Source organism: Paenibacillus sp. V4I3 (genome assembly GCF_030817215.1).
In the GTDB taxonomy this organism is placed as follows: domain Bacteria; phylum Bacillota; class Bacilli; order Paenibacillales; family NBRC-103111; genus Paenibacillus_E.
Window position 1 is genome coordinate 21,827 of the sequence record NZ_JAUSZA010000001.1, and the last position, 22,644, is coordinate 44,470.

General features: G+C 43.8%; 23 protein-coding genes. All 23 read right to left on the minus strand.

Features of this window, described 5'->3' with window-relative positions:
* Positions 1-16: 16 nt before the first annotated feature.
* The 23 genes from QFZ77_RS00120 to QFZ77_RS00225 all read right to left on the minus strand — a co-directional run bounded on the left by QFZ77_RS00120 (position 17) and on the right by QFZ77_RS00225 (position 22,621).
* Positions 17-892, minus strand: a complete 876-nt coding sequence (locus QFZ77_RS00120; RefSeq protein WP_307434355.1) for a carbohydrate ABC transporter permease — start codon at positions 890-892, stop codon at positions 17-19.
* 73 nt (positions 893-965) lie between these two features.
* Entirely contained in the window at positions 966-2,291 is a 1,326-nt protein-coding gene (locus tag QFZ77_RS00125) for an ABC transporter substrate-binding protein (RefSeq protein ID WP_307434358.1), read from the minus strand.
* 108 nt (positions 2,292-2,399) lie between these two features.
* On the minus strand, positions 2,400-3,677 hold the full coding sequence (locus QFZ77_RS00130) for a helix-turn-helix domain-containing protein (protein WP_307434360.1): 1,278 nt from the start codon (positions 3,675-3,677) through the stop codon (positions 2,400-2,402).
* Entirely contained in the window at positions 3,601-3,861 is a 261-nt protein-coding gene (locus QFZ77_RS37690; RefSeq protein ID WP_373462547.1) for a response regulator, read from the minus strand. Before QFZ77_RS37690 ends, QFZ77_RS00130 begins: the two co-directional genes overlap by 77 nt.
* Complete coding sequence (locus QFZ77_RS00135; RefSeq protein WP_307434365.1) at positions 3,833-5,620, minus strand: cache domain-containing sensor histidine kinase; 1,788 nt, start codon at positions 5,618-5,620, stop codon at positions 3,833-3,835. Before QFZ77_RS00135 ends, QFZ77_RS37690 begins: the two co-directional genes overlap by 29 nt.
* Positions 5,621-5,731: 111 nt before the next feature.
* Positions 5,732-6,913, minus strand: a complete 1,182-nt coding sequence (locus QFZ77_RS00140; protein WP_307434368.1) for a M24 family metallopeptidase — start codon at positions 6,911-6,913, stop codon at positions 5,732-5,734.
* Between the two features lie 62 nt (positions 6,914-6,975).
* Positions 6,976-7,458, minus strand: a complete 483-nt coding sequence (locus QFZ77_RS00145) for a hypothetical protein (protein WP_307434370.1) — start codon at positions 7,456-7,458, stop codon at positions 6,976-6,978.
* Between the two features lie 17 nt (positions 7,459-7,475).
* Positions 7,476-7,901 carry a hypothetical protein gene (locus QFZ77_RS00150; RefSeq protein ID WP_307434373.1) on the minus strand — a complete coding sequence of 142 codons (426 nt, stop codon included), beginning with the start codon at positions 7,899-7,901 and terminating at the stop codon, positions 7,476-7,478.
* Positions 7,898-8,044 (minus strand): hypothetical protein, encoded by a 147-nt coding sequence (locus tag QFZ77_RS00155; protein ID WP_307434376.1) that lies wholly within the window; start codon positions 8,042-8,044, stop codon positions 7,898-7,900. The genes QFZ77_RS00150 and QFZ77_RS00155 overlap by 4 nt, the downstream gene beginning before the upstream one ends.
* A 16-nt stretch (positions 8,045-8,060) precedes the next feature.
* Positions 8,061-8,210 carry a hypothetical protein gene (locus QFZ77_RS00160; protein ID WP_164484210.1) on the minus strand — a complete coding sequence of 50 codons (150 nt, stop codon included), beginning with the start codon at positions 8,208-8,210 and terminating at the stop codon, positions 8,061-8,063.
* A gap of 15 nt (positions 8,211-8,225) precedes the next feature.
* Positions 8,226-9,125, minus strand: coding sequence for a hypothetical protein (locus QFZ77_RS00165; protein ID WP_307434384.1), 900 nt, complete (start codon positions 9,123-9,125; stop codon positions 8,226-8,228).
* A gap of 13 nt (positions 9,126-9,138) precedes the next feature.
* Positions 9,139-10,071, minus strand: coding sequence for a hypothetical protein (locus tag QFZ77_RS00170; RefSeq protein ID WP_307434386.1), 933 nt, complete (start codon positions 10,069-10,071; stop codon positions 9,139-9,141).
* 2 nt (positions 10,072-10,073) lie between these two features.
* A complete protein-coding gene (locus tag QFZ77_RS00175; RefSeq protein WP_307434389.1) occupies positions 10,074-11,642 on the minus strand; it encodes an ATPase, T2SS/T4P/T4SS family in 1,569 nt (522 codons plus the stop codon).
* Positions 11,643-11,667: 25 nt separating this feature from the next.
* A complete protein-coding gene (locus tag QFZ77_RS00180; protein ID WP_307434391.1) occupies positions 11,668-12,903 on the minus strand; it encodes a CpaE/TadZ family protein in 1,236 nt (411 codons plus the stop codon).
* Between the two features lie 70 nt (positions 12,904-12,973).
* Positions 12,974-13,681, minus strand: coding sequence for a CpaB family protein (locus QFZ77_RS00185; protein ID WP_307434394.1), 708 nt, complete (start codon positions 13,679-13,681; stop codon positions 12,974-12,976).
* Positions 13,682-14,094: 413 nt separating this feature from the next.
* On the minus strand, positions 14,095-15,054 hold the full coding sequence (locus QFZ77_RS00190) for a PfkB family carbohydrate kinase (protein ID WP_307434397.1): 960 nt from the start codon (positions 15,052-15,054) through the stop codon (positions 14,095-14,097).
* Between the two features lie 7 nt (positions 15,055-15,061).
* The gene (locus tag QFZ77_RS00195) at positions 15,062-15,658 is read right to left on the minus strand and encodes a TetR/AcrR family transcriptional regulator (RefSeq protein WP_307434400.1); all 597 of its coding nucleotides are present in this window, start codon (positions 15,656-15,658) and stop codon (positions 15,062-15,064) included.
* A gap of 27 nt (positions 15,659-15,685) precedes the next feature.
* Positions 15,686-16,849: a YhgE/Pip domain-containing protein gene (locus tag QFZ77_RS00200; RefSeq protein ID WP_307434403.1), complete on the minus strand. Its 1,164-nt coding sequence runs from the start codon at positions 16,847-16,849 to the stop codon at positions 15,686-15,688.
* 474 nt (positions 16,850-17,323) lie between these two features.
* A complete protein-coding gene (locus QFZ77_RS00205) occupies positions 17,324-18,667 on the minus strand; it encodes a NosD domain-containing protein (RefSeq protein WP_307434406.1) in 1,344 nt (447 codons plus the stop codon).
* A gap of 322 nt (positions 18,668-18,989) precedes the next feature.
* Positions 18,990-19,289, minus strand: a complete 300-nt coding sequence (locus QFZ77_RS00210) for an ROK family protein (RefSeq protein ID WP_307434409.1) — start codon at positions 19,287-19,289, stop codon at positions 18,990-18,992.
* Positions 19,290-19,338: 49 nt separating this feature from the next.
* The gene (locus tag QFZ77_RS00215) at positions 19,339-20,838 is read right to left on the minus strand and encodes a glycoside hydrolase family 32 protein (RefSeq protein WP_307434412.1); all 1,500 of its coding nucleotides are present in this window, start codon (positions 20,836-20,838) and stop codon (positions 19,339-19,341) included.
* Positions 20,839-20,877: 39 nt separating this feature from the next.
* Positions 20,878-21,723, minus strand: coding sequence for a carbohydrate ABC transporter permease (locus tag QFZ77_RS00220; protein WP_307434415.1), 846 nt, complete (start codon positions 21,721-21,723; stop codon positions 20,878-20,880).
* 16 nt (positions 21,724-21,739) lie between these two features.
* Complete coding sequence (locus QFZ77_RS00225) at positions 21,740-22,621, minus strand: carbohydrate ABC transporter permease (RefSeq protein WP_307434418.1); 882 nt, start codon at positions 22,619-22,621, stop codon at positions 21,740-21,742.
* Between the last annotated feature and the right edge of the window lie 23 nt (positions 22,622-22,644).

Genomic DNA, 22,644 nt, shown 5'->3' on the forward strand with positions numbered 1-22,644 from the left:
CAACTCCGGTTTTTACTTAATAGTGAACCCATCGCTTCTGACCAACCCATTGAATCATCGTGATCAAGAAGATAATACCGAATAAGACCCATGAGATGGCTGAAGCATAGCCCATTTCATAGTAACGAAACGCATTGTGGTAAATAAATAAGGATAAAATCGTTGTACTGCCGCCAGGTCCGCCTTGCGTAACAGCTTGAATCATGCCAAACGTCTTCATAGACGTAATTAAGCCCGTAATCATTAATAAGAACGTGGAGGGACTAACTAGAGGAAAGATGATTTTCCAAACCGTCGTCCATGAGCTGGCTCCATCGATTTTTGCGGCTTCCAATTGTTCTTGCGGTATTTCTTGAAAGGCTGCCAAATAAATGATCATATTATAGCCAAGAAGAAACCAAATCCAAATAATGTCTATGGCGTACATCGAAGAGGTCGTCGTAGACATCCATCCTGGCGGATTATCAATGCCAATGGAACGAAGAAAGCTGTTAATAGGTCCCTGCGACGGCTGAAACAAAAGCATCCATACAAAAGCAACAGCTACACCGCTCGTAATGTAAGGCATGAAAAACATAGCCCGTAACAGACTCTTTACATACACACTGCGATTCAATACAAGAGCTACAAGAAAGGCCAATCCGATTGAAACAGGGACAGCGGCAAGAAATAAGGCTGTTTTCTTCAATGAAACATAGAATACTGGGTCATGAAATAACCTGTTGAAATTGTCGAGACCGATCCACTCGATATCCGGCGATGTGTATTTATAATTCGTGAACATAATCCCCAACGAAAATATGGCAGGGATGACAAAGAATAATATGACGCCTAGCATATTAGGTAAAATGAACAAGTACCCTAATCTACGTTGTTTTTTTGCCCAGTTCATTCCATAAATCACTCCTTTTTTGAACAAAAAAGGGAGGTGCCTCTTACTTGATGCATCCCCCCATCTTTTCTTGCTATTTCTTGTTTTTGGATAAGTAGTCGTTATGGCGCTTGACCGAATTCTTAAGGGTGTCATCTAAGGACTGTGCCTTCAAGAAATACTTTTCATATTCTTCTTTTCGCGCATCCACAACCTGTTGCGGAAGCGTTGCTGTAAACGTAGGGAATTTGCCGAATACAACCTTTTTGAGCGAATCCACATCATATGTTTTTTCATTGTCTCCAAGGAGCAGTTTAATTGCTTCTTCCACATTCGCATCCTTAGAAGAAGGGATGCGTCCGCCAGCAGCAAGTGGCATCATTCCACCATCTGCATACCATTTCAAAAACTTCCAAGCTTGCTCTTTATTCTTCGAGTTTGGATTAATGGAAATAACGTCGCCAAGTCCTCCCGGATATTTAAAACTAGTCTGTTCTTTCGTCACTTTAGGAACCGTGGCAAAAGCAATCTTGAAGTCGCGCGGGAAATCTTTCATGTTGTTTGAACTGCGGAATATAAACTCGCCCGCCCCAAGCATGGCTGTTTCGCCTTTTAAAAACATCGAATCGGTAGGCATTTTACTCGTCATTTGTTCGCCAAGAAGAGGCATTGATTTATCATTATGCATCATATCAAACATAGCTTCGTACGCCTTACGAACAGTCGGTTCGTCGAGATTGGATGTCCCATCCGCTTTCGTGAATCCGGCTCCGGCACTAGCTCCATCAATAAAGTTGGTGTATCCGGAGATATGTTCTGTAAAGCCCCAACGTGTGCCTTTTTTGAGCTTGGTCGCATATTGCTGCAGATCAGCCATCGTCCAATCTAACGAAGGAACGGCTAGTCCAGCTTCATCAAGTGCATTTTTGTTCAACCAAACGAAAGATACATTCTTTTTGGTTGGAAGCCCGTAATACTTATCTTTTACTTTCCAGTCCTTTGCATCCGTGCCCATTTTATCGTCAATATTGTAGTCTTTAAATTCACTAAGATCGAGTGCTGTTCCAGCATCAACACGTTTTGATAAACCCGATAAGGTATAGTTGACATATAAATCGATACCTTGATTTGTCGTAAGAGCCGTATCTAGCTTTAGATTTCCGGCATCATCATTGACAAAACGCTCATATTTCACCTGAATATCGGGGTTCTTTGCGTTCCAATTATCAACAACCAACTGCGGACCGGCTTCGGCAGGTACGCCACCCCACATCGTAAGCGTGACCGCTTTCTTAGTTTCTGAAGAAGCAGCGGGACTGTTCTTAGCGGCATTCTCACCCGATGAACCACAGCCTGCAGCAACTCCCAACACGACAGCCGCAGAGAGTAGACTTAGCGTTGTTTTCTTCATATTCATCATTTGACCCTCCTGTATTTCATATCCTTACTGGTTATAAATCAACTATATCACCAGCTTTTTAAGGTTCGAAGGAACAATGTATTGTTCTTTTAGCACAAAAGTTTGATTTCATAACTTCGCATTTTGTTGTCTGAAAATACTCGGCGGCATGCCGACTTCTCTCCGAAATATGCGAGCGAAGTAATTCTCATTGGCAAAACCGACATTGGCCCCGATTTGAGCAACAGGTTGATCCGTGTGCAGCAGCAGGTGACAAGCCTTTTCAATGCGCAGCCCCATGATATATTCCGTTATAGTTTTACTTGTTTTTTTCTTAAAAAGGACACTCAAATATTTATCATCCATCGTTGCAATACCAGCAAGCAGCGACAGCGGCATCTCTTCTTCAAAATGCTGATTCATATAGGCAATGACTTTATTTATTTCAGCATGATCCGTAACCTCATAGTTCGTTGCCTTCCATTGTGCCATGTACATATCGATTCTCTGTTTAAAAAGAGTCCCCGCCTCCCTATGAGAAAGAGCCTCTACAAAGGTACTTAGGGTGTCAATTGTCGTAAATGCGAGCTCTGCAAACTTGCGATCCAAACGCAGCACTATTTCTTTTACACGAAGCAAAGATAGTTCTACGTCCCTCATCCACGACCAGATTTCCTGCCATGAAAGATCCAGTAATCCTTGGTTCATTTGCTCAAAAGCTTGGATTAAGCTCTTCTCAAGCGACCAAGGCAGGTTGGAATAGGCATTAGCCTTCAAGGTTTTGGGCTGGTGGAAGAAAATGCCCGCTCTACTTGCATACCATAGTTCAGTCAACCGAGAAACCATGGTTTTCCAAACCGTGTGAATAGCCTCATCAGACAACCGCTCTGAGATTAAAACAACGAAATCACAACGCTGTTCGGTGTCCCTTATTCTAATCTTTATTTCATCTGGAACAGAGCATAGGACCGTGGTCATTCCCATCTTGGTAAAAAGATGCATCCTTGCGTTCATTTCCGTATCGAATAAAGGCAGTTGCAGCAAATCTTGCTTATCGAAAATGGTTTGTCCATGCAAAATAAGGATAAGTAGATTGGGGTTAAAAGAATCCCGAATAAACGCCGGGTTTTCAATCGTCCGCACCTGATCATTAGGTTCGTTATATAAAATCTCACAGTAATCGTCTATTTCTTGAGAAATAAGACGCAAGTTTCTTTCTAACTCCCGTTTTACCTTTGTTAGCGCATCAGTCATTTTCTCCGGAGTCAAATAAAGCTTAAGCACATAACCCGATGCCCCTAGCTCCATCGCTTGCTGGATAAACTCAAAATCATTCATGACAGTGAGCATGATGAAGGCTGTTCCTAAATTCTCCCGGCGAACCTGCGAAAGAAGCTCTACACCCATTCAGGACAGGCATCATAATATCGCAAATGACCAAATCCGGCTGTTTATTTCTGATAAATTCCAAGGCTTCTTGGCCATTTCCACATTCCTCTATCACCTTGAACCCATTTTCCTCCCAGGGCATCCCCTTTCGGATACTTCGTCTCACGAAGGCTTCATCTTCTACCAAGAGAACTGTCCACATGTAAGCTTTCCCCTTTCGAATAGGGTGGAGACAACAAGAACGGAATACGAATGCGAACTAATGTCCCAATTGGGATGGATTCTATAGCCAAAGTTCCTTCTTTTCGAAACAGGAGCACGAGTCTCTCTTCGAGATTTTTCAAGGCAATGCCATTTCCTGTACTGGAGGTTGACCCAGCGTTACCTACGCCAACACCATTATCCTCCACATCGATAACAAGCTTATTTTCTTGTTTTTGAACTCTAATTTGGATGCTGCCTGACCTCTCGATCTTCGCAAACCCATGATAGATACTATTCTCAATTAGCGGCTGCAAGCTCAATTTAGGAATAAGCGCATGGCGAAGCTCAGGGTCAAATGTGATATCCACATCGAATTCGCGGTCATAGCGAAGCTGCTGAATACGGATGTATCTCTGGGCAAGTTCAATCTCATGCTCTAGATGAATTAAATCCACATCCAATCGCATTCCTGCTTCCAATAACTTGCCGAGCGACTCGCAAACTTCAGGAATTTGATGATCACCGAGTTCAATGGCAAGCCATTTCACCGTATTTAACGTGTTTAACAGAAAGTGCGGGTTCATTTGTGACAAAAGCATTTGGAAACGCATAGCCTCTTTGTTCCTTTCTTCCTCTTTCAACCGGTTAAGAAGGTTCTCCACATCTCTGACCATCTTATTAAAAGCCTGTATAAAGGTTAGAATTTCACCCTTATAGCTTTCCTCAGGCAATTGAATCTTCAGATTTCGCTTCACAACATCAGACATTTTTCTCTGCAAAAGCTGCAGGGGTCTGGTGATGGTGGTCGAGATCAGAAAGGTCATGACAATAAATAGAACGGCAATAATTAGCGTTGTCAAAATATAGGATTGCTGCAGCTGATTCACTTTGTGAAACAGGTATTTGGTTGGAATGCTCTTGACTAGAAACCAATTCAAGCTCGGAATTTTAGAATAACTAATGATGTGGTCATTCTCGACCTTACTTCCAGTCGGCTCCCAACCTAACGTATTCAATGGGTTTGGCAGCGCAAAAGCACTGGATGTATTGCTGCGCCCGTAGATTTCTCCTTCTGCGGAAGCCAATACATACAATTCGTCATTTATCGGGCTTGGGATAGCGCTTCGAAGCCAGCTTTGATAATCAACGCCAATTCTTACAACGGCATAAACCTGATTATTTTCGTCTCGTAATCCTTTATACATGGTCAATAAAGAGGGTTGAATACCAAAGGCTGAGGTTAGCCCACCTTCTTCTAGCTGCCATTTGGAAAGGGACTTTCCAAGGAAAGCATCCTGTATAACTGGCATTGCCGAAAGAGCAGCGTGGCTTAATATATGAGTAGGTCCATATGAGGTGTAAACATGATCTTCCGCATCAAGAACGGTATAGTAGACGTAGGAATTAGCAATAAAAACACTATTATTAATGGCATTAAACTTCTCTTCGATTTTTAGTCTTTGTTGGAAAGAGGCATAAGAACCCCCCTCTTCGGGATTTCTCAAAATCGCAGTTACAAAAGAATCCTGTTCAATCAGGGTAAAGGTCTTCTCTGAAACACTTAATAAACTGCCAAGTGAGGATGTAATCGTTGTCATTTGTTCGAGATTTTGACTGCTAACTTGTTCTCTCATTAACGTCTCAAACTTTTGAACGTGCGTCATATTTAAGATAATAATGGGCAGCAAAATAACGAGTAGGAATGCTAAGAACAGTTTGTACTTTAACGTTTGTGGTATGAAATGTCTCAATTTCATTGTCCATTGTCCCCTTATGATTTTCATATGGGTCAAGTATACTTGCTTGTTAATTAAAAACAAAGAGACTGGCATGATTTTTCCGCCAGTCTCTCTTTTATGGAAAATTATTTATACTCGGCGAATACCGTCCCTCGAAATGGTCAGCTTTTCATAACCATTTTCGGTAATCAAATACGTATCCTCAATACCAACCACTCCGCGACCGGGGTAGGTGAATTTAGGTTCGATCGCGATGACCATGCCGGGCGCCAGCGGGTATTTGAAGCCTTTGGCGAGAACGGGCAATTCGTCGATTTCGAGCCCAATGCCATGACCAAGGAATTTCACTTGGTCGGCGCCGTACCCCATGAAGTGGGCGCTAAGCCCCGCTTCCTGCACTTGATCCAGCGCGAGCAGATAGAGATGCTCGGCAATAACGCCAGGCTGCAGCCTGGCTTCCGTGGCGCGGAGCACCTGCTCCGCCACGTCATAGGCCCGCTGCAGCTCAGGGTCTAGATCGCCGATCACAAGCGTGCGCGTCTGATCGATAAGATAGCCGTCGATCGAGCAGCCAATATCGACGAGGATTGGTTCGCCGCGCCGAATCGGCGCGCGGCCTGAGCTCTGCGGGCTGGACGGGTGAAGCCCCGTGCCTCCGGCCGGCCCGTCAAAATAGGTGGGCACCGCTGCCGCCGCGCCTGCCGCTACCATTCCGGTTATCAACTCGGAATTGTACGCGCGCATGCGCATCAGCCCTTGGTGCCCGCGCAGCCGGAGCTGATGCTCAATGAGCGCCATCAGCTCAAACTCCGCCATCCCCTCACTAATGTGGGGGATGACCGCTTCCAGCGCTGCGTCGACGACGCGCGCAGCCGCTCGAATCGCCGTGACTTCGTCCGGCGATTTGATCATCCGCTGCTCGCGCACGAGCAGCGAGCCGTCCTCCCAGGCCGCGCCGGGCAGCGCGGCCTGCAGCCTTACATACAGCTGGACGGGTAACACGTCCAGCTCAGTGGCGATCCGCATCGGCGCAGCCGCGGATCCACCCGCGCATCGCGCGCGAAGACGCTCACCCAGCGTCTTCAAAGACCCCAGCGCTTCCACGGCCGCTGACGCTTCCTCCTCCGCTCGGACCAAGCTTCTGCGTACGAGGTAAAGCGCGTCTCCCTCCGCCGGAATAAACAAATACCCCGTCTGCATCGATCCGCAGTAGTAATATATATCGACGTTGTTCGTGACCAAGAAGCCGGACCAACCCCGCTGGATCATCTCACGCTGCAGCGCCTGCTGACGTTGCTGGAAAATAGTCATATGTATCTCTCCTTGTAACCTTGAATTCACACCTCACTTTCTCATTATACTTTCGTATGAGGTCAAAATACCATCTCCGCCGAAGACTTAATCGTCCACGTAATCGGCTGCAAAACCGCATAAGTCCGCGGAAACTCCAAACGGATGAACATAATCACACCAGGCCGATCCAGTGTAACAGAGTAACTATTTCCCGCATTCACATACGTATAAGGAAATACCTCATTATCATTAATAATCTTAAATAATTCCACGACAACCCTACTGCGCAAAAACGTATTCGGCAGCGGATCGTTCGCCGTATTTAATCTTAAATTAGCTTGCAGATATTGCATGGCTACTTCTCTAGCCTTCGTCTCATCAATACTGTGAATACCGCTTGCCAGCTTTACTTGATCACTTTGCTGAGCCGCCGCATGCACCGAATTATTCAATGCATGCTTCCCGTGAAAAAGCGTATGCATAGCCAGTTCTTCATCCGTTTGCAGCCCATATAGCGACATATAAACGACGCTCATCAAGACTATCAAAAGCAGTTTATACAAAACATCACCTCGAGCCCCTAAGGCACATACTCACTCATCTTCATGCCTGTTGCCCCCATACGATCCGATCCGGAAGGGACCGTAATTCCGACAAGCTGATCAATGACAAAAAGTCGATGATACGGATACGTCATTTTTAAACTCAGTCCTGTTCCTCTCCAAACAGGCATTCCTGGATCCATTCCCCCGACCCCCGAAGTCGTATCTACCGTGTAAACGAGATCTCCCGGAATGAAGCCTCTTTCCGCCATCCGATTCTTAGAGTCCTGAATCATGGTGCTATTAATATAACCGTGCCTGCCATTAGCACCGATTTCTAGCAAATAATCGACTTCTTTTTGCAAAACAGCCTGCCGAACAATAATGACATGCTTATACACCGGTGCAAACATAAACCAACAAAGCATTGTTGCAAATAGGATAAACACCAAAATCTGCTTCATGGGTTAATTCGCTCAATCGTCCCATTGATCCTTACTCCGCTGTTACTTACTTGCTTCCGAGTACCTGTGCTGCCACCAACCACACTGTTATATATGACAATCACCACCATAATTAGCATCACCGTAACGAGGATCGATCTCACAGAAAATCTTCCATCGTTACGGCCTTAATGCGGTAATATCTGTATTTGCCTGCGTTCCGTGCGTCGAAATATTCCGCCTCATCCCTGTTGACCCATCATTAATAATCGATGTAAAAAGTAAAGCCACTACAATTAGCATCATAACTGTGATCAATATATTCCTCATAACTTCCCTCTCCCTTTAGTTAATCGCATTAAATAATCGCTGGCCTTCTGCAATCCACGGGTACATGAATACCCGAAATGTGTTCAAAATTGGCAGTCCTGCTAATACAAACAAAAGATAAGACACGGTTTCTTTTTTACTATCTCGAACCAGTTCCATTTTTTCTTTGTAGTCCTGAATTCTTTGCTTTAACAACTCGTAATAGCTCCCATGTTCATTCAGTCTCAAAGCATTCAGCGTCTCCCCAAAGCTGTGTGCTTCATCTGTCCCTAGTCTGATTTTAAAATGGTTAATAGCCTCTTCCGAGCCTTGATACCATTCATTCAACAGCAATTGGAAATGCGACCGGATGGAGCGCGTTTGTGAAACACATAGAGATAGCTTGGCATGTAAATTCAGCCCAGAATCGTTGTAATAGAGAAGATGATGACTAATCACGTAAATCTCTCGGACTATTCGATGTGCTCGTTTTTCCTTTAATTGAGCCAGCACCTTTTTATCAAAAAACAAAAAAATGAGTAAGCAAGCAGTCCCAACCATCACATAAATCGGCTGCATATACAAAGTTAGCACCGGATACTCCAGAGCTAAATACCCAACAGCACCGAGCAAAAGTGCGCCACCCATCGCTATCCTTCTTACACCTTCATAAAGATTAGCATTCATCCAAATACCGCACCCCAGCAGCAGTTGACGCTTTTCCTCCACGATTTTCGTACTCATACCTAAGTATGAGAACATCCATGAAGGAAGTTTTGTTTCTTGCAGTACTCTTTTGACATGTAGTGATCTCCATCTCTTCTTACGTGCAGGCATATGCATGAAAAAGTGATAAAAAACGGTCATGAAAAGAAGAAAGAGCAGCAAATTAGAAACCATCTGCAGCATAACCAGCTGCGTGCTTTCAATAATCACGGAAACAAATCCCTCACATTCTTCGCATAGATAAGTACATGCCCATTAAAAACGAGACGAAAATGAGCAGAAGCGCATCAAGAATCATGTTTCGCCCATCAGGGTCAACAATATAATACAAATAAGCGTTCTCCGTGTTTACCTTGAAATTAATAAATAAGAATAAGGCAAGAAACAATATCGGCGTAAAATTAGCAATACGTATCTCTAAAAGTCGATTTCTTTCCAACTGATCGAATCGCTGCGCTTTCCGCATATCGACAATCAAATCCTTTAAGCTTTCACCGACAAAGCTCCCTTCCGTCAAAGCAACACGCATGACACCGACAAAATACTCGGCCCATGTATGGCCCAAAGTGAGTGAGAAAATGCGTAAGCTCTCCTCCGTATCCCTTTGTGTCATGAGATTACGATATAATTGCTCAAATACGGGCTTGATCGGATAAAGAATTCGGTTCTCTTCTAAACAATATTTAAGAGCCATTTTCATGTTTTTATTGGGATCCACCATATAGTACTGATAGAACACTTCAACGGCCGGAAGAAACTCCAATCGGGTTTGCAGCCTGACACTGACCAGCTTCAACCGAAGCAACATATAAGGAAGTGAAACACAGATAGAAGTAACGATAACAACCCCTTTTAACGTCTGAAAAAACAACATCCCCGCCAACAATCCTACTAAAAACAAAACGAAACTGACTGTCATAATGCCACGCATGCTCATTTTGGATTCGACGGATTCCATCATTTCCTTTATATGCTTAAATAAAGTACTTCTATTTCCCAAATATTCGCTGAATCTAGCGACGAACGTGGAGGTTTTGACATAATGCAGCCTATATCTGGCTTTGCGTTGTCGGATCAGTACGTGTAAAAGCGATTGAGTAAGCACAAAAACTAGAACAAGTAACAACAAGAGAAAGACATATTTGGCGAAAATCATGGCTAAAACTCGCCTTCTTTCTCAATAAATCCGAGTTCCCTCAACAAAGCAAGACTCTCATTGTCTGCCTTGGCTATTTTCCGCGATGCATGATGCGACAATTTCCCGGGAAATGTCCATTCATCTGTCGACTTGTCATAAACTGAGAGATCCGTGACGCAAACCTCCTCATTTTCATAACGATATTCGACGATTCGCATAATCTTTCTTTTTCCATCAACGACAGCCATCTCCATACCGATTTGTGTCACAAACTCTGTAATCCGTTTCGTTAGACGAAGTGGATTCATCCCCCTGCCATCCAACATACACATATCTGTAATCGCATCAGGCACATCCTCAAGTTCACTCACATGAACCGAAGTAATACTGCCCTCGTGACCCCGCGTACAAGCCCTAACATAAAGATTGGCGTCATCATCCCGAATTTCAGCATGACAAATGCGCTTAGGCGATTGCCTCAATGCCAATTTAAAAGCTTGCAGCCCAGAATGCCGCGGATCTTCCTCGTCAATTTCGTATTCGACGATATTTTTATGCGGAAAATCGCGCTTTAAATTCAACTCGAATCTCGATTCGATCGTAATAATTCGTTCATTATCGTCCATTTCGGCAATTATCGCTTTGATTAAATTCGTTTTCCCCGAGTTGGTAGGACCGATAACAACCATATTGAAATAGGATCGGATCAAGATCAGAATCAGCTTTTCCATCCTTTTATCCATCGTGGCTAGTTCCGCAGCAGCAAGGGACGCCAAATCAAACCGCTTAATCGTATAAAAGCGAATCGTTAATGTCGGTTCAGCCGTAAATCCGAACCCAGTCATCGTAACGCGGGATCCGTCCCGTAGAACTACCTCTGCCCATCGCTTCCTGGGATTCAAAGTATCATTGTTAAACAGAACCAAATTCTGCTGAATCCTCTCTAATTCACGCACAGAAGGCAACGAATAGGCAGACGGCATTGCCATCCCATTGCGCACCTCAAAAATCTGTCTCCCCACAACCTGAATCTCTTCAAGTCCCTCCTTATGCTTTAGTACTAGTTCAAGAACGTTAAGCCCAATAATCTCTGCAAAAATGGCTTCTGGCAAAGTCGTATATCCACTCGTCCTCGGAGGCACATCCGAAAGCCTTCTTTTCGAAACCAGATCATGGATAATCGCAAGAAGCTTGCCTCGATCCTCCTCATAACCAAGAATCGCACGATTCAAAGTCTCGTTATATTGCTGCTTTTCGGCCTCAGTCCTGCCCTTCATCGAAACAAGTTCACTTCGAATATCCTGTACCCATTGGTTAAAAAGAGCATCCCCCTGCATCTGCTGTTCAGGTCTTTCTCCATTGGAAGCTCCAATACCCACACTTGATCTTAGACATCCCTCGCCATCTTCCTCTTCTCCCACATGGCCCAGAGTCCGCCCGCCATGCTCTGCCCCAAAACCAGATCTCACCGAGCCATAATCGGATCCTCTTCTCTTTTCCATCTCAGTACTTGAAGTCAAATCAACCACTGTGCCCTCGCTTTTGCGTTCATGCATGTATGTAATGATTGAAAACCTTTCCTCACTCACTCCCCTCACCTCTTTCCAACTTGATTTAAGTTGCAGCTCGTCTGCCTGTTATGATCTTCTGCAGCCATGTTACTTGTCGTAAACTCACCTTCCTTGGCAGCTTATAGTAGTCAATGAATTTTCGAGAAACCGCCCTAACCTCCTCATGCATGGCGTGGGTCGGCACGAACATGTCCAACAGTTTGCCTTGATTACAACGGGAAAGCGCATCAGCATGCCGAGATACTTGACCAATCAGATGCAGCTGTGTTTCCTTGCGAATATCTTTAATCGTGAACTCACTATGCTTGGCATGTCGATCCGTTTGAACAGCCATTAACTCAAAGCCATCCGGCTGAAGACCAAAAACAGCGCCAACCTGCCTAATCCACCTCGAAAAATCCTCTTGAAAATGGGCGATATCCGCTGTCGTTACCACAATTTTGCTATCCGCTTCTAGCAATCCACAAACCGTCGCCGCATTGTCCCAATAAGCGCTTACTTCTATGATGCATACATCAAAAGTGCTTCGTGCCACACGCAATAAATGAATAATCTCCGATGGCGTAAAAAACTCCGCCTGCTCTCGAAGCATATTCCCATACAGGATATGCAGCCCATGTGCCTCTTTCAGTTTATCGCAAACCTGCTGCAGCCTTTCCGGTGTAAGACTTTGCGCCTTTAGCTCCGCTCTCAGACCATCCAACGTAAAAACATGTTCATCTCGACCTAAATAACGATGAAGTTTAGAGCTTTTTAGATTGAGACACAAATATCCGACTTTCATTGATGTCTCTAAGGCTAGCGCGTGTGCTACACCAAATGAAGCTAACGTCGTACCTATGTTTGGCGTAGAGCCAATGAAAGTAATTAATTTTCCTAACGATTTTTGATTCGTATGGTCTACCCCGGAACCATCAACCCAGGCCCGAATGTCGTCAGCAATAACAGCTGTGCTGCGCCCTGGCTGAACATAATCAAGCTTCATCAGCTTGCACATTTTCAAATATTTCTCATTTATGGAAGCATCGTGATAGTTCGAGAGCAGAACAATGATTTTTAAACCTGCGTACTGAAGTTGTAACTCCTCAAGAAACTCTTCAAGATCCCCAAAATCCATCTCCCGATCCGAAATAATCGTATGCGAATAAGGCATTTCCGTTAATTTACCACGTAAATCATCCGCAGCCGAGCAGATCATCCAGTCTAATGGCTTCGAATAAACCACATTCGTAATCTCATCAATTAATCGTTGATCCGTCGATAGCAGTCCTATATGCAAATCTCATACCTCCTTTCATTCCTCGCCGATCTCATACACCTTTCATTCTTCTGCCAACCTGATACCCATTTCACTCCCCAGTCAAAATAGAAGAGGAACTGAACGCGATGACTAACCTCGCTTTCTTCGAGCTGCATAATTGATCAATCTGAAGCCACTCACTCTCTGCTAAATTTAAGTTGATTTGGTCGATAGCGCCGTTCGCTTCCAATCGGGAAGCATACATCTTTTCCTTATCGCCTTCCACCTTGGATAGCAGATTAGAACTCTTCGGGTTGTCCACCTCCACATTCGCCGAGGACTTCACGGAAGCAACCGTAATTTCCTTCTCATCAAAAAGCCTGCGCGAGCTGCCATCAGCCCCCGACACGTAAATACGCACCCGATCCCCGGCACGAATACCATTTGAAACCGACAACAAATATTCCTTGGGAATTTGAAAAGTAGCCTGCTGCTCATTGGGAAGCAAATGATAAAGATTCACCTTCCATTTCAAAATAGGCTCCTGCTTACCAAGCGGTATCAACGTCTCCTGCCCAACCACCTCCGTCAGTTTCGTCATCATTCCTTCTGTGTAACTGCCCTTCTGAACAGCTCTAAATTCCACCATATCCTCACGAATCAAGACACCGGCCCGAATAAAATCCTTCGGAACCACAACCTGAACAGTCTGCTGCAGCTCGACCTGGTTCACTTGCATGACATACACCCCATACACAAGCACCCCCGCCATAACCGCAGCAACCAAACTAATAAGCAGGCTTCTCCTGCGATTCAAAACCTCACCCCCTTTTTCTCGCCAAAACAAAAAAAACGCAAACCTCGGACATTCATCCGAAATTTGCGTTCTTCGCAAATCAAAACATTCTTGATATAAAGTTCAAAATCTACAACCTAAAAGTATCACATAAACTTCCAATTTTCAACATATATTTACAAGCTATGGAGATTAGGGCAATACATCCATTTCACAAGCCAATATCTGGTCACTATCCCTTAGACTCAGGAACTCTAAGTTTTAACTCTTCTATGCCACGGTTTCCATCATTCTACTTTTGTAGATACCACAGAAAAAGCCTCTATCAAACATATGAAGGAGTCGGCTTACAATCTCTAACATCTGAGGTGACATCTTCGACCTTCCAAGTTTTCTGAGTAAAGGGGATAGCGATCCATATCATGCAAAGCCGATTATTGCACTTCCGTAAGCGTAGGGAGCGCAGGAATCGCTCCCCTGCGCGTCGTCGTAATTGCGCCTACGCGGTTGGCGAAGGCGAATACCTGTTGGGCGGCTCCTGTTTCAGCGAGCACGTCGACGATGTTAGCTGGCGTAGCGCCAAGCGATACCAGCTGATAGAGCATGCCGCCGACAAAACTATCGCCGGCGCCAGTCGTGTCCACGGCTGCCACAGGCGTGCCGGGGATAACGACATCCTGCCGTGCGGTCACGACACGGCAGCCCCCAGGACCTAAAGTGATGATAATCACTTTAGGTCCGCGCTGCAGCAGCTGCTGCGCACCTGTGGTCGCGTCCACGCCGAGGAGGAATTCGACTTCCTCCTCGCTGACTTTGACCACATCCGCAAGCGGAAGCTGCGCCAGGATTTCTGCCCGAGCCGCGTCAGCGCTCGGCCACAGTGCAAGGCGTACATTGGGGTCGTACGACACCAATGCGCCAAAATCTCTCGCTCGGCGCGCTGCGTCCAGCGTCGCGGTACGGCAAGGCTCGGCGATCAGTGATACCGAGCCGAAATGATAGACCGCGGCGTCTTCCAGCCACTGCGCCTGGACTTCGTCCGCGCGCAGCAGCATGTCCGCCGCCGGGTCGCGGAAAAACAAGAAGTCGCGCTCACCATCTGCGCGCAGTGAAACAAACGCCAGACCGGTCTTCGCCTCATCGGTCTGCACAACTGCCGTATGCACGCCAACTTCGTCTAGCGTGCGCACCAAAAAATCGCCGAATGGGTCACGGCCGATTTTACCGATAAACCTTGCGTCGCCGCCCAGCTTGGCGACCGCCGCAGAAACATTGGCCGGCGCTCCGCCCGCCGCCCGCTGGAAGCTTGTAACGTCAGCCAACGCTTGCCCGTTCACCTCCGGTACGAAATCAATCAAAAGCTCACCCAAACATACGATATACGTTTTACCCATTTTTCCATCAATCCCCTTTATTTTGATATCCTAATGCATTCATTACATAAGTGGTTGTTTGCGCAATTAACGTCTGCGTATCCGGCCGATCCTCCGTAAACATAAGCTCAAAAAACTCCCTCTGCTTATAAAAAAACATCGAGCCAAGCACAAACATAAGCGTGCTATCCAAGGATTCAAAATGAAAAATCCCATCCTGCCTGCCTTTCTCTAGTAAATCCCTTACCTTTTTCCATAATGGATACACGAGTTCTCTCATTTTCTCCACACGTGGAGTAATCGTAATTATCTCCATTTGAATAAGAGTAATCATTTGAGGATCAGCACTTCTGATCTCTATAACACCCTGAATAATCGTCCGGATACCTACAATGGGATCCTCAATGGCAAAAAAATCAATTAACTTGTTCTTCGGAAAAAACTGATTAAATATCTCATAGAAAACGCTCTCTTTTCCGCCAAAATAATAGGAAACCAGAGCCACATTGGCCCCGGCCTCCTCGCATATTTGACGAACACTTGTCGCATCATAACCATGCTTCGCAAACAGCTTCTTTGCTGCCAAAAGAATTTTCATTTTCATATCTAATTCTGGTTCAGCCATTTTATCAACGCCCTCCTCGTACTTGAGCTAAGCGGTTTGTGGACGTTGTTCCATGGCAGGCACTGCCTTTGCCTTTTTCGCAGATACAACCAAGATATCGATTACTAGTGCAACTGCGGCAATAAGAAACAAGAAACCGGCTTCCTTTGTAACACCTGGCCCACCAAACAAGATATTCATTAACCCATTCACTGCATAGGTAGCTGGGAAAGCATTACTGATTGTATGATAAAAATGCGACAAAAGCTCCCTTGGAACAATGGCACCCGAGGACACCAATTGCAAGGACAACATCGCGATGTTAAATAGCATACCTGCGTTCCCAAACAATGTCAAAAACATTTGAGCGACGAGCGCAAAGGTGAGTAAGAATAAGGTTTCGAAAGCCCAAAGGGATAAAAAGCCTTTCTCCACATGCCCGCCCAAGGCAATGACCATCGTTGCACTGATCAGTCCCACAACAACAACGGCAATAATAGTCACAACGATACGCGCGGTCATTTTGCCCATCTTATTAACAGATGCACCCAGTATATTCGTAGATACATTAAAGTTCATTCCCATGATCATCGTACCCACAATAGAAGCAAGCACTAGCATCATAGGAAGCATCTGATTTGGCATATCCTTTACTTTATTGGTGCTTTGAATGTCCGAGGTCACCTTAGTTGCGAGTCCTTGAGCTATTTGCCCTGCTTGCTCAGCTGGTAATTTCGGATTCATCTGTGTTAGAACTGCAGATGCCCCAGCTGCTACTGCCTCTTTGTTCACAGACGCCGTGACATTCCCGGCTACCGCTTGCATCACGGACTTCGTCATAGAAGGATTAGACTCATTAATTGTATAAGTAATAGGTACCGTCTGTCCTGGTGTTTGAAGCTGTTTAGAGAAATCAGCCGAGATATGCATAACCATCTGAACTTGACGATCATTTAACAGATTTTGTGCTTGTTCATTAGTAGTCACTAACTCCGTTTGAAACGGAAGATTGCCTTGCAGGTTCTGAACAATTTTGCTCCCCAAACCTTGATCTTCATTGACGATCGCGATCTTTAATTGGCTCGTATTATCGGTTACTCCCTTATAACCCGTCATCCAAATCAAACTAAACAACAACTGAAACGTAATGGCTGTGATAATCCCGACCTTCGTCGTTGCTTGTTTTAGAAATGCACCTAATGCGTGTTTCATATTTACCACTCCTCTTTGTTAAACGACCGTTTAAATTAAACGTTTGTTTAAATTATAGATTGGAGCTTAAAAGCTGTCAATACGTCTTTTTAACTACTGTACCTCCTGTGTCCAAGGATTTTTTTATGGAAAAGACAGATAGAGGCTCACAGTACCTTTCTTCTGAACTCCGTCAATTACAAGACCATTTAACCATCGTAGTTTTATAATCCTAGAAGACCTCATTCTGCCATTGTCATGCTTTCTCCAAACTTAAAAGAAGACATTTTCTGGCAGTCTTCCTAAAGAAACATTCCTTTTTTCTGTCTACTTTATTGGCATTTATCCAAATATGGGAACCACTATAAAAAGAGGCACTTCCATCGCTAGGAAGCACCCAAAAAAATTAAATGACAAACGAAATAATTCAAGTGTCCGACTTGCAATTGAAACTTTGGAACAAAACTACCACAAAAACATAGTTGAATATATTATTTATGCTCCTGGCGTTGGAGTGGCTCTGAATGCATTTACAGTCTTGTCCATAACAACCTGTGCATCACTTCCCGAATCAAGAATCGTATTTTGAAGCGATTCTTTTTCTACCAATACTGTTGTTACGGTAAGCGGCTCTGATGCTTCGGTAGTCAACAAAGCGTCTACTTGCGCAGAGAAACAAGAATCACTTATCTTGGCATGAACCTCCGTGGCAACAACATGATTATTAGAAATATAATTTCCATTACCCGAAACAATACGTATGATTACAGGTGTTGCACCTACCGGCTTAATGTTCTGAGTATTAATTCCTTCAGAAAAGTGATTAGCAATTACAGAATTATTATTGCCACTGATATAGAGGAGACCATACAAATCATCTAAACCATTGTCTATTCCCAGAAAAGGAGTCCAAGGTTCATGGTCACGTAAAAAGTGATTTGAAGAAACCAAGTTTTCCGAACAATTTTCCCTGAATACCACCATTCCTGGATAAAATGAATGAAGTCTATTATTTGTGATACTGGAACGTGTCACACCATCAAAATGGATACTGCTCGCACCTCGTGGAAAAACATTATTCGCTGTAATCAAAAGTCCACCAAAATTTTGAGCGTAAATTGAATATCCTTTAAAACCGGCTCCTATCAAGTTATCGGTTATTTTTGAAGCCTGTCCCCAACCTCGTAGTTCTATACAGTTACCACATTCAGCTATGAAATTATCATGTATAGTCAGTGCATCTGCATGATAAATAGTAATTCCATGCTCTAAATACACAAACCCCATGCCTGTAATCCGAAATGAGTCACAAGCACTTGCAACATAAATACCCGTTTTCCCGTTAGTGTATGTGTTTTCCGGATTTGTTTCTCCTGAACCATCTTCAATAAAATGCAAACCATCAATACAAAAGTCAGAAAACTCTACCGAACTTATTCGGGGATTTCCACTTCGTTCAACATAAAATGCAGCTCCTTTATATTCCTCGTCATTTACTTCTAGGGGAATATCTACGAGTATGCGACTTCCTCCCGGCCACAATTCATGCAAATCCGCCCATTCATTCTCAGAAGTATTAAAACGAATACTCGAAGATGTAAACCCGTGTCCAGAACCCATAATTTTAAGATAACTGATGTCTATAACTACTTGACTGCCAAGATGATAATCTCCCGGTGGAATATAGATAACCGCACCCGGCTTTCCGCCTTTATTCACATCAGTGTCCGTTTGCCTACTTTTAATATCTGCTATAATGCTATTGATTACCTCACCAATATCCTCATACGGATTACCGACAGGCCACTCTGTTACGTCGTAATAATTTTTACTAGCCATAAATAAATTCTCCTATCAATTAAGTATGTTTGTTCATAAACTACTTTTTCCTTGATATAGCTGGAAGTAAAGCCTTACGAATTCGTGCTTTTCCTGCCTACGCAAACTGCGCTTGCAGGGCCTAGCCGACGCTTACTTACGGCAGCTTCAAGATCCACGAATGAATGAACTATCCTTTAAGAACGCTTCGGTTTATTGGTCGATTCCGTAGACTCGGAAAGTTATAAATTCTTATATGGTCAAAAAGATCGCCAATATTCCTTGCCAAGAAGGCAGGATGAGGCGATTTTCTTACTTTCACAGAAACAATAGACCCTTCGGTTTATTCGTTAGATGTTTTCAACGCCTTCAAACCAAGCGCCAACGCCCCGCACAGTCCGGCATTATCCCCTAATCCCGGAGCGATATTCGTAAGAATGGCTTCCGCACTAACGTATCCGTTTAAATTTCTCTGCACCTCGGTTCGTATCATCGGAAGCAGTTGCTTCTGTTGCATAACGCCTCCGCCCAAAGTGACCTTTTTTGGCGAAAGCATCAGGATTGCCGTTGTAACCGCCTGACCGATATAGAAGGCCTGTACAGCCCATGCCGGATGATCTGCAGGGATTTCGCTTCCCTTCATGTTGCATCTTTTTTCAATCGTCGGCCCCTAACTGTTCCTATCCCTTCCTTCACCATACAGAGTGAAGTTGCCATATATCAAGAGAAATGAGTTCCACCTTATCTCCGAGGCTAAAAAGTTTCAAGTTTATACTGTACGGATTGGGATATATGTTATTGGTCATTGTCGTGCGCCCTTCATCCGCAAATACTTCAACAACGCAATTATCTACGTAGATATGCAGCCTTAATGTATCCTTATCGGCAGATTCCAGTTTACATTTTCGAATCCCCTGACTCCATCCGTCCGATCTGTTTCTATCAAATTGAAGCTCTCCGGTCTTAGGCGAATAAGAGAGTACCGTCTCCTCGTTGCCGTCATCCGACACCCGCATTTTGAAGCCGAATTCCTCCGCGTGGCAATTTTTCAGATTGAATTCCGCCACAATCTCTAAACTATCCCCTTTTATCGATTGGGGAAGCGCTTGTATTTCCCCTTCAATCGCCGTACGGTCAAGATGGAAATGTCCCCCCCGTAACGCCTTTAATTCTTCAACTGGAAGAAATCTCAAATGTCCGTCATCGTCCATTTCTACAGTTCTTGGAATGGACATCGCGCCGCACCAATTGTTTTTAAAAGTGGGACCGAAATTTTGAAACCACGGCATCCAATCCCAAGCGTTCAACCAACCTATAATAATTCGTCTTCCATTATCATCAAGGAAGGATTGAGGAGCATAGTACTCGAACCCGCAATCCACTTCTCCACAATAATCCCAAGTAAATTTCCCACTACTATAATCTAATGAACCAGTTAAATAACTCGCTTTTTTTTCACCCATTCCCATTGGGGAGAACATTAGTACATAACGATCGCCAAGCTGAAAAATATCCGGACATTCCCACATCGTACCCATCGTACCGTCACTCTCAGCCAATACACTTACATACTCCCATACATACAGGTTATTCGAGCGATAAAGCAAAGCTCTTCCTTTTCCATCTTTACTTGAACCTACGACCATGTACCATTTATCTTCGTGTTTCCATACTTTCGGATCCCTGAAATCAGAGGAACTCCCTTCTGGAGGAACAGAGATAACCGGATTTCCTACATATTTTTGAAATGTCACGCTATCGGTACTGGAAGCTAAACATTGGGTTTGAATGACACGCCCTTCCTTCATAATCGTGCCGGTGTAGATCAAAGTCAATATCCCGTTGTCATCGACGGCGCTTCCGGAAAAACATCCGCCTTTTTGGTCACGATCATAGACTTCACTTGGCGCAAGTGCAATAGGAAGGTGTTCCCAGTGAACCAAATCTTTACTTTTTGCATGGCCCCAATGCATCGGACCCCACTCGGCTGAATAGGGGTGAAACTGGTAAAACATATGATATTCTCCTTGATAGTATATAAGCCCGTTAGGATCGTTCATCCAATAGGCGGGAGGCATAAAATGAAACTTTAAGCGCATAGGGTCTTTACCCACATGATCCTTTATAGTTGCAACCGATTGTTCTGCTTTACCTAACATTAGGTTATGGAACGTATGGTGATCATATTGCATCAATATTTCCTCCACTCTTTAATTGATCATTCAAATTCTCTATTCTTTAACAGCACCCATTGTCATTCCGCGAACAATGTATTTTTGCATTACAAACGAAAACAGCATGACAGGCACGCTAAATATGGTTGCCGCAGCCGTCATGGGGCCAAGATCCAAACCGTAAGCTGTTAAAAACTCTGAAATTCCTACTGGCACCGTTTTGGCCGAAGTGCTTGTTAAAAGTAATGCGAACAAGAAATCATTCCAGGAAAGCATAAAGCTAAAAATTGAGGTAGTTGCGATTCCAGGCAGCGAGATCGGTAAGATAATACGCATAAAAGTTCCAAACATCCCGCATCCGTCGACACGCGCAGATTCATCAAGCTCTTTTGGCAAATTGTCAAAAAAACCAATCATCATCCAGATAACAAACGGAATGTTTATGCTGGTATAGACTAAAACTAATGCTAATTTTGTATCCATTAAACCTAATTGCCCAATAATACGATACATCGGTATTGCAACACTAATCAGAGGCGTCATACGAACACCCAAAGTAAAAAGTAGAAATAAATTCCCTAACTTTGATGCAAATCTGGTTAAGCCATAAGCAGCTAATGAACCCAGAAAAACACTCAATAGTGTACCTGACATTGCAGTTATAAGACTGTTAACAAAATATTTGCCGATTGCCAGTTGATGAAACAAGGCATTATAATTGGCTAAAGTAAAAACAGAAGGCAATAACGATGGGTTTGTGGAGATCACTTCATTTGGCGGTTTCAATGAAGACAATACAAGATACGCATATGGGAATAAAGTAACTAACAAAAAGAAACTTGATATGACGAAGACAAGTATCTCGGTAACTCTGGATTTTTGTTTACTCAAGGTTACAATCATCTTGCTGATCTCCTTCCTATCGAACCGCTTTCTTATGAGGATTCCAGAATTGTTTGAAAAAGAATGAGCATATCGCCAGCAATATAATCATAAAGATTACCGCCATTGCGCTTGCAAAGCCCTCTTGATTGTATCTGGCTACCGATTTATAAATTAAAGTGCTTACTAAGGAAGAGGAACCATTCGGACCGCCTTGTGTCATCACCCAAATAATATCAAAGGATTTAGCTGCATCAATCATACGTATGACAACTGCAACTAAAATGACCGGTTTTAAACTTGGTAGTGTGATATGCAAAAAGTTTTGAAACTTATTTGCTCCGTCCATGCGGGCAGCTTCGTATAAACTTTCAGGTATACCTTGTATGCCCGCTAATAATATCAACATCATAAATGGCGTGGTAAGCCATACATCGGCAATCATGCAGGAAATTAAAGCCAACTTGCTGTCAGATAACCACAAGATACTTTGAGGATTCTTAATCAAGCCCAATTTGTATATAATTACATTTAAGATACCAAATTGGTCGTTTAGCATAAATTTCCATATTAAACCACAAACCAAAGGAGAAATCATTAACGGACTCAACAGCAAAGTACGAATGATGTTGGCGCCTTTAAACCCTGTACTTAGCAGAAGAGCAAGAAACATGCCCAATATTAACTCAATTGCAACTGCACCTATCACATACACAATTGTATTGTGTAAGGATTGATAGAATGTGTCCGAAGTTAAAGCGTGAGAATAATGCCGTAGACCAATAAATTTTGAAGGATCTTCATCATCAAAAAAACTATCTTTAAAAAGTAACATCATTGGGTAAACAAAAAACAAGATCATGAAGACGAAAGCCGGTAGAAAAAATAAGAAAGAAAGCTTCTGATCTCTTAGGGACATATCCATCATCCTTCTGTGAGAAT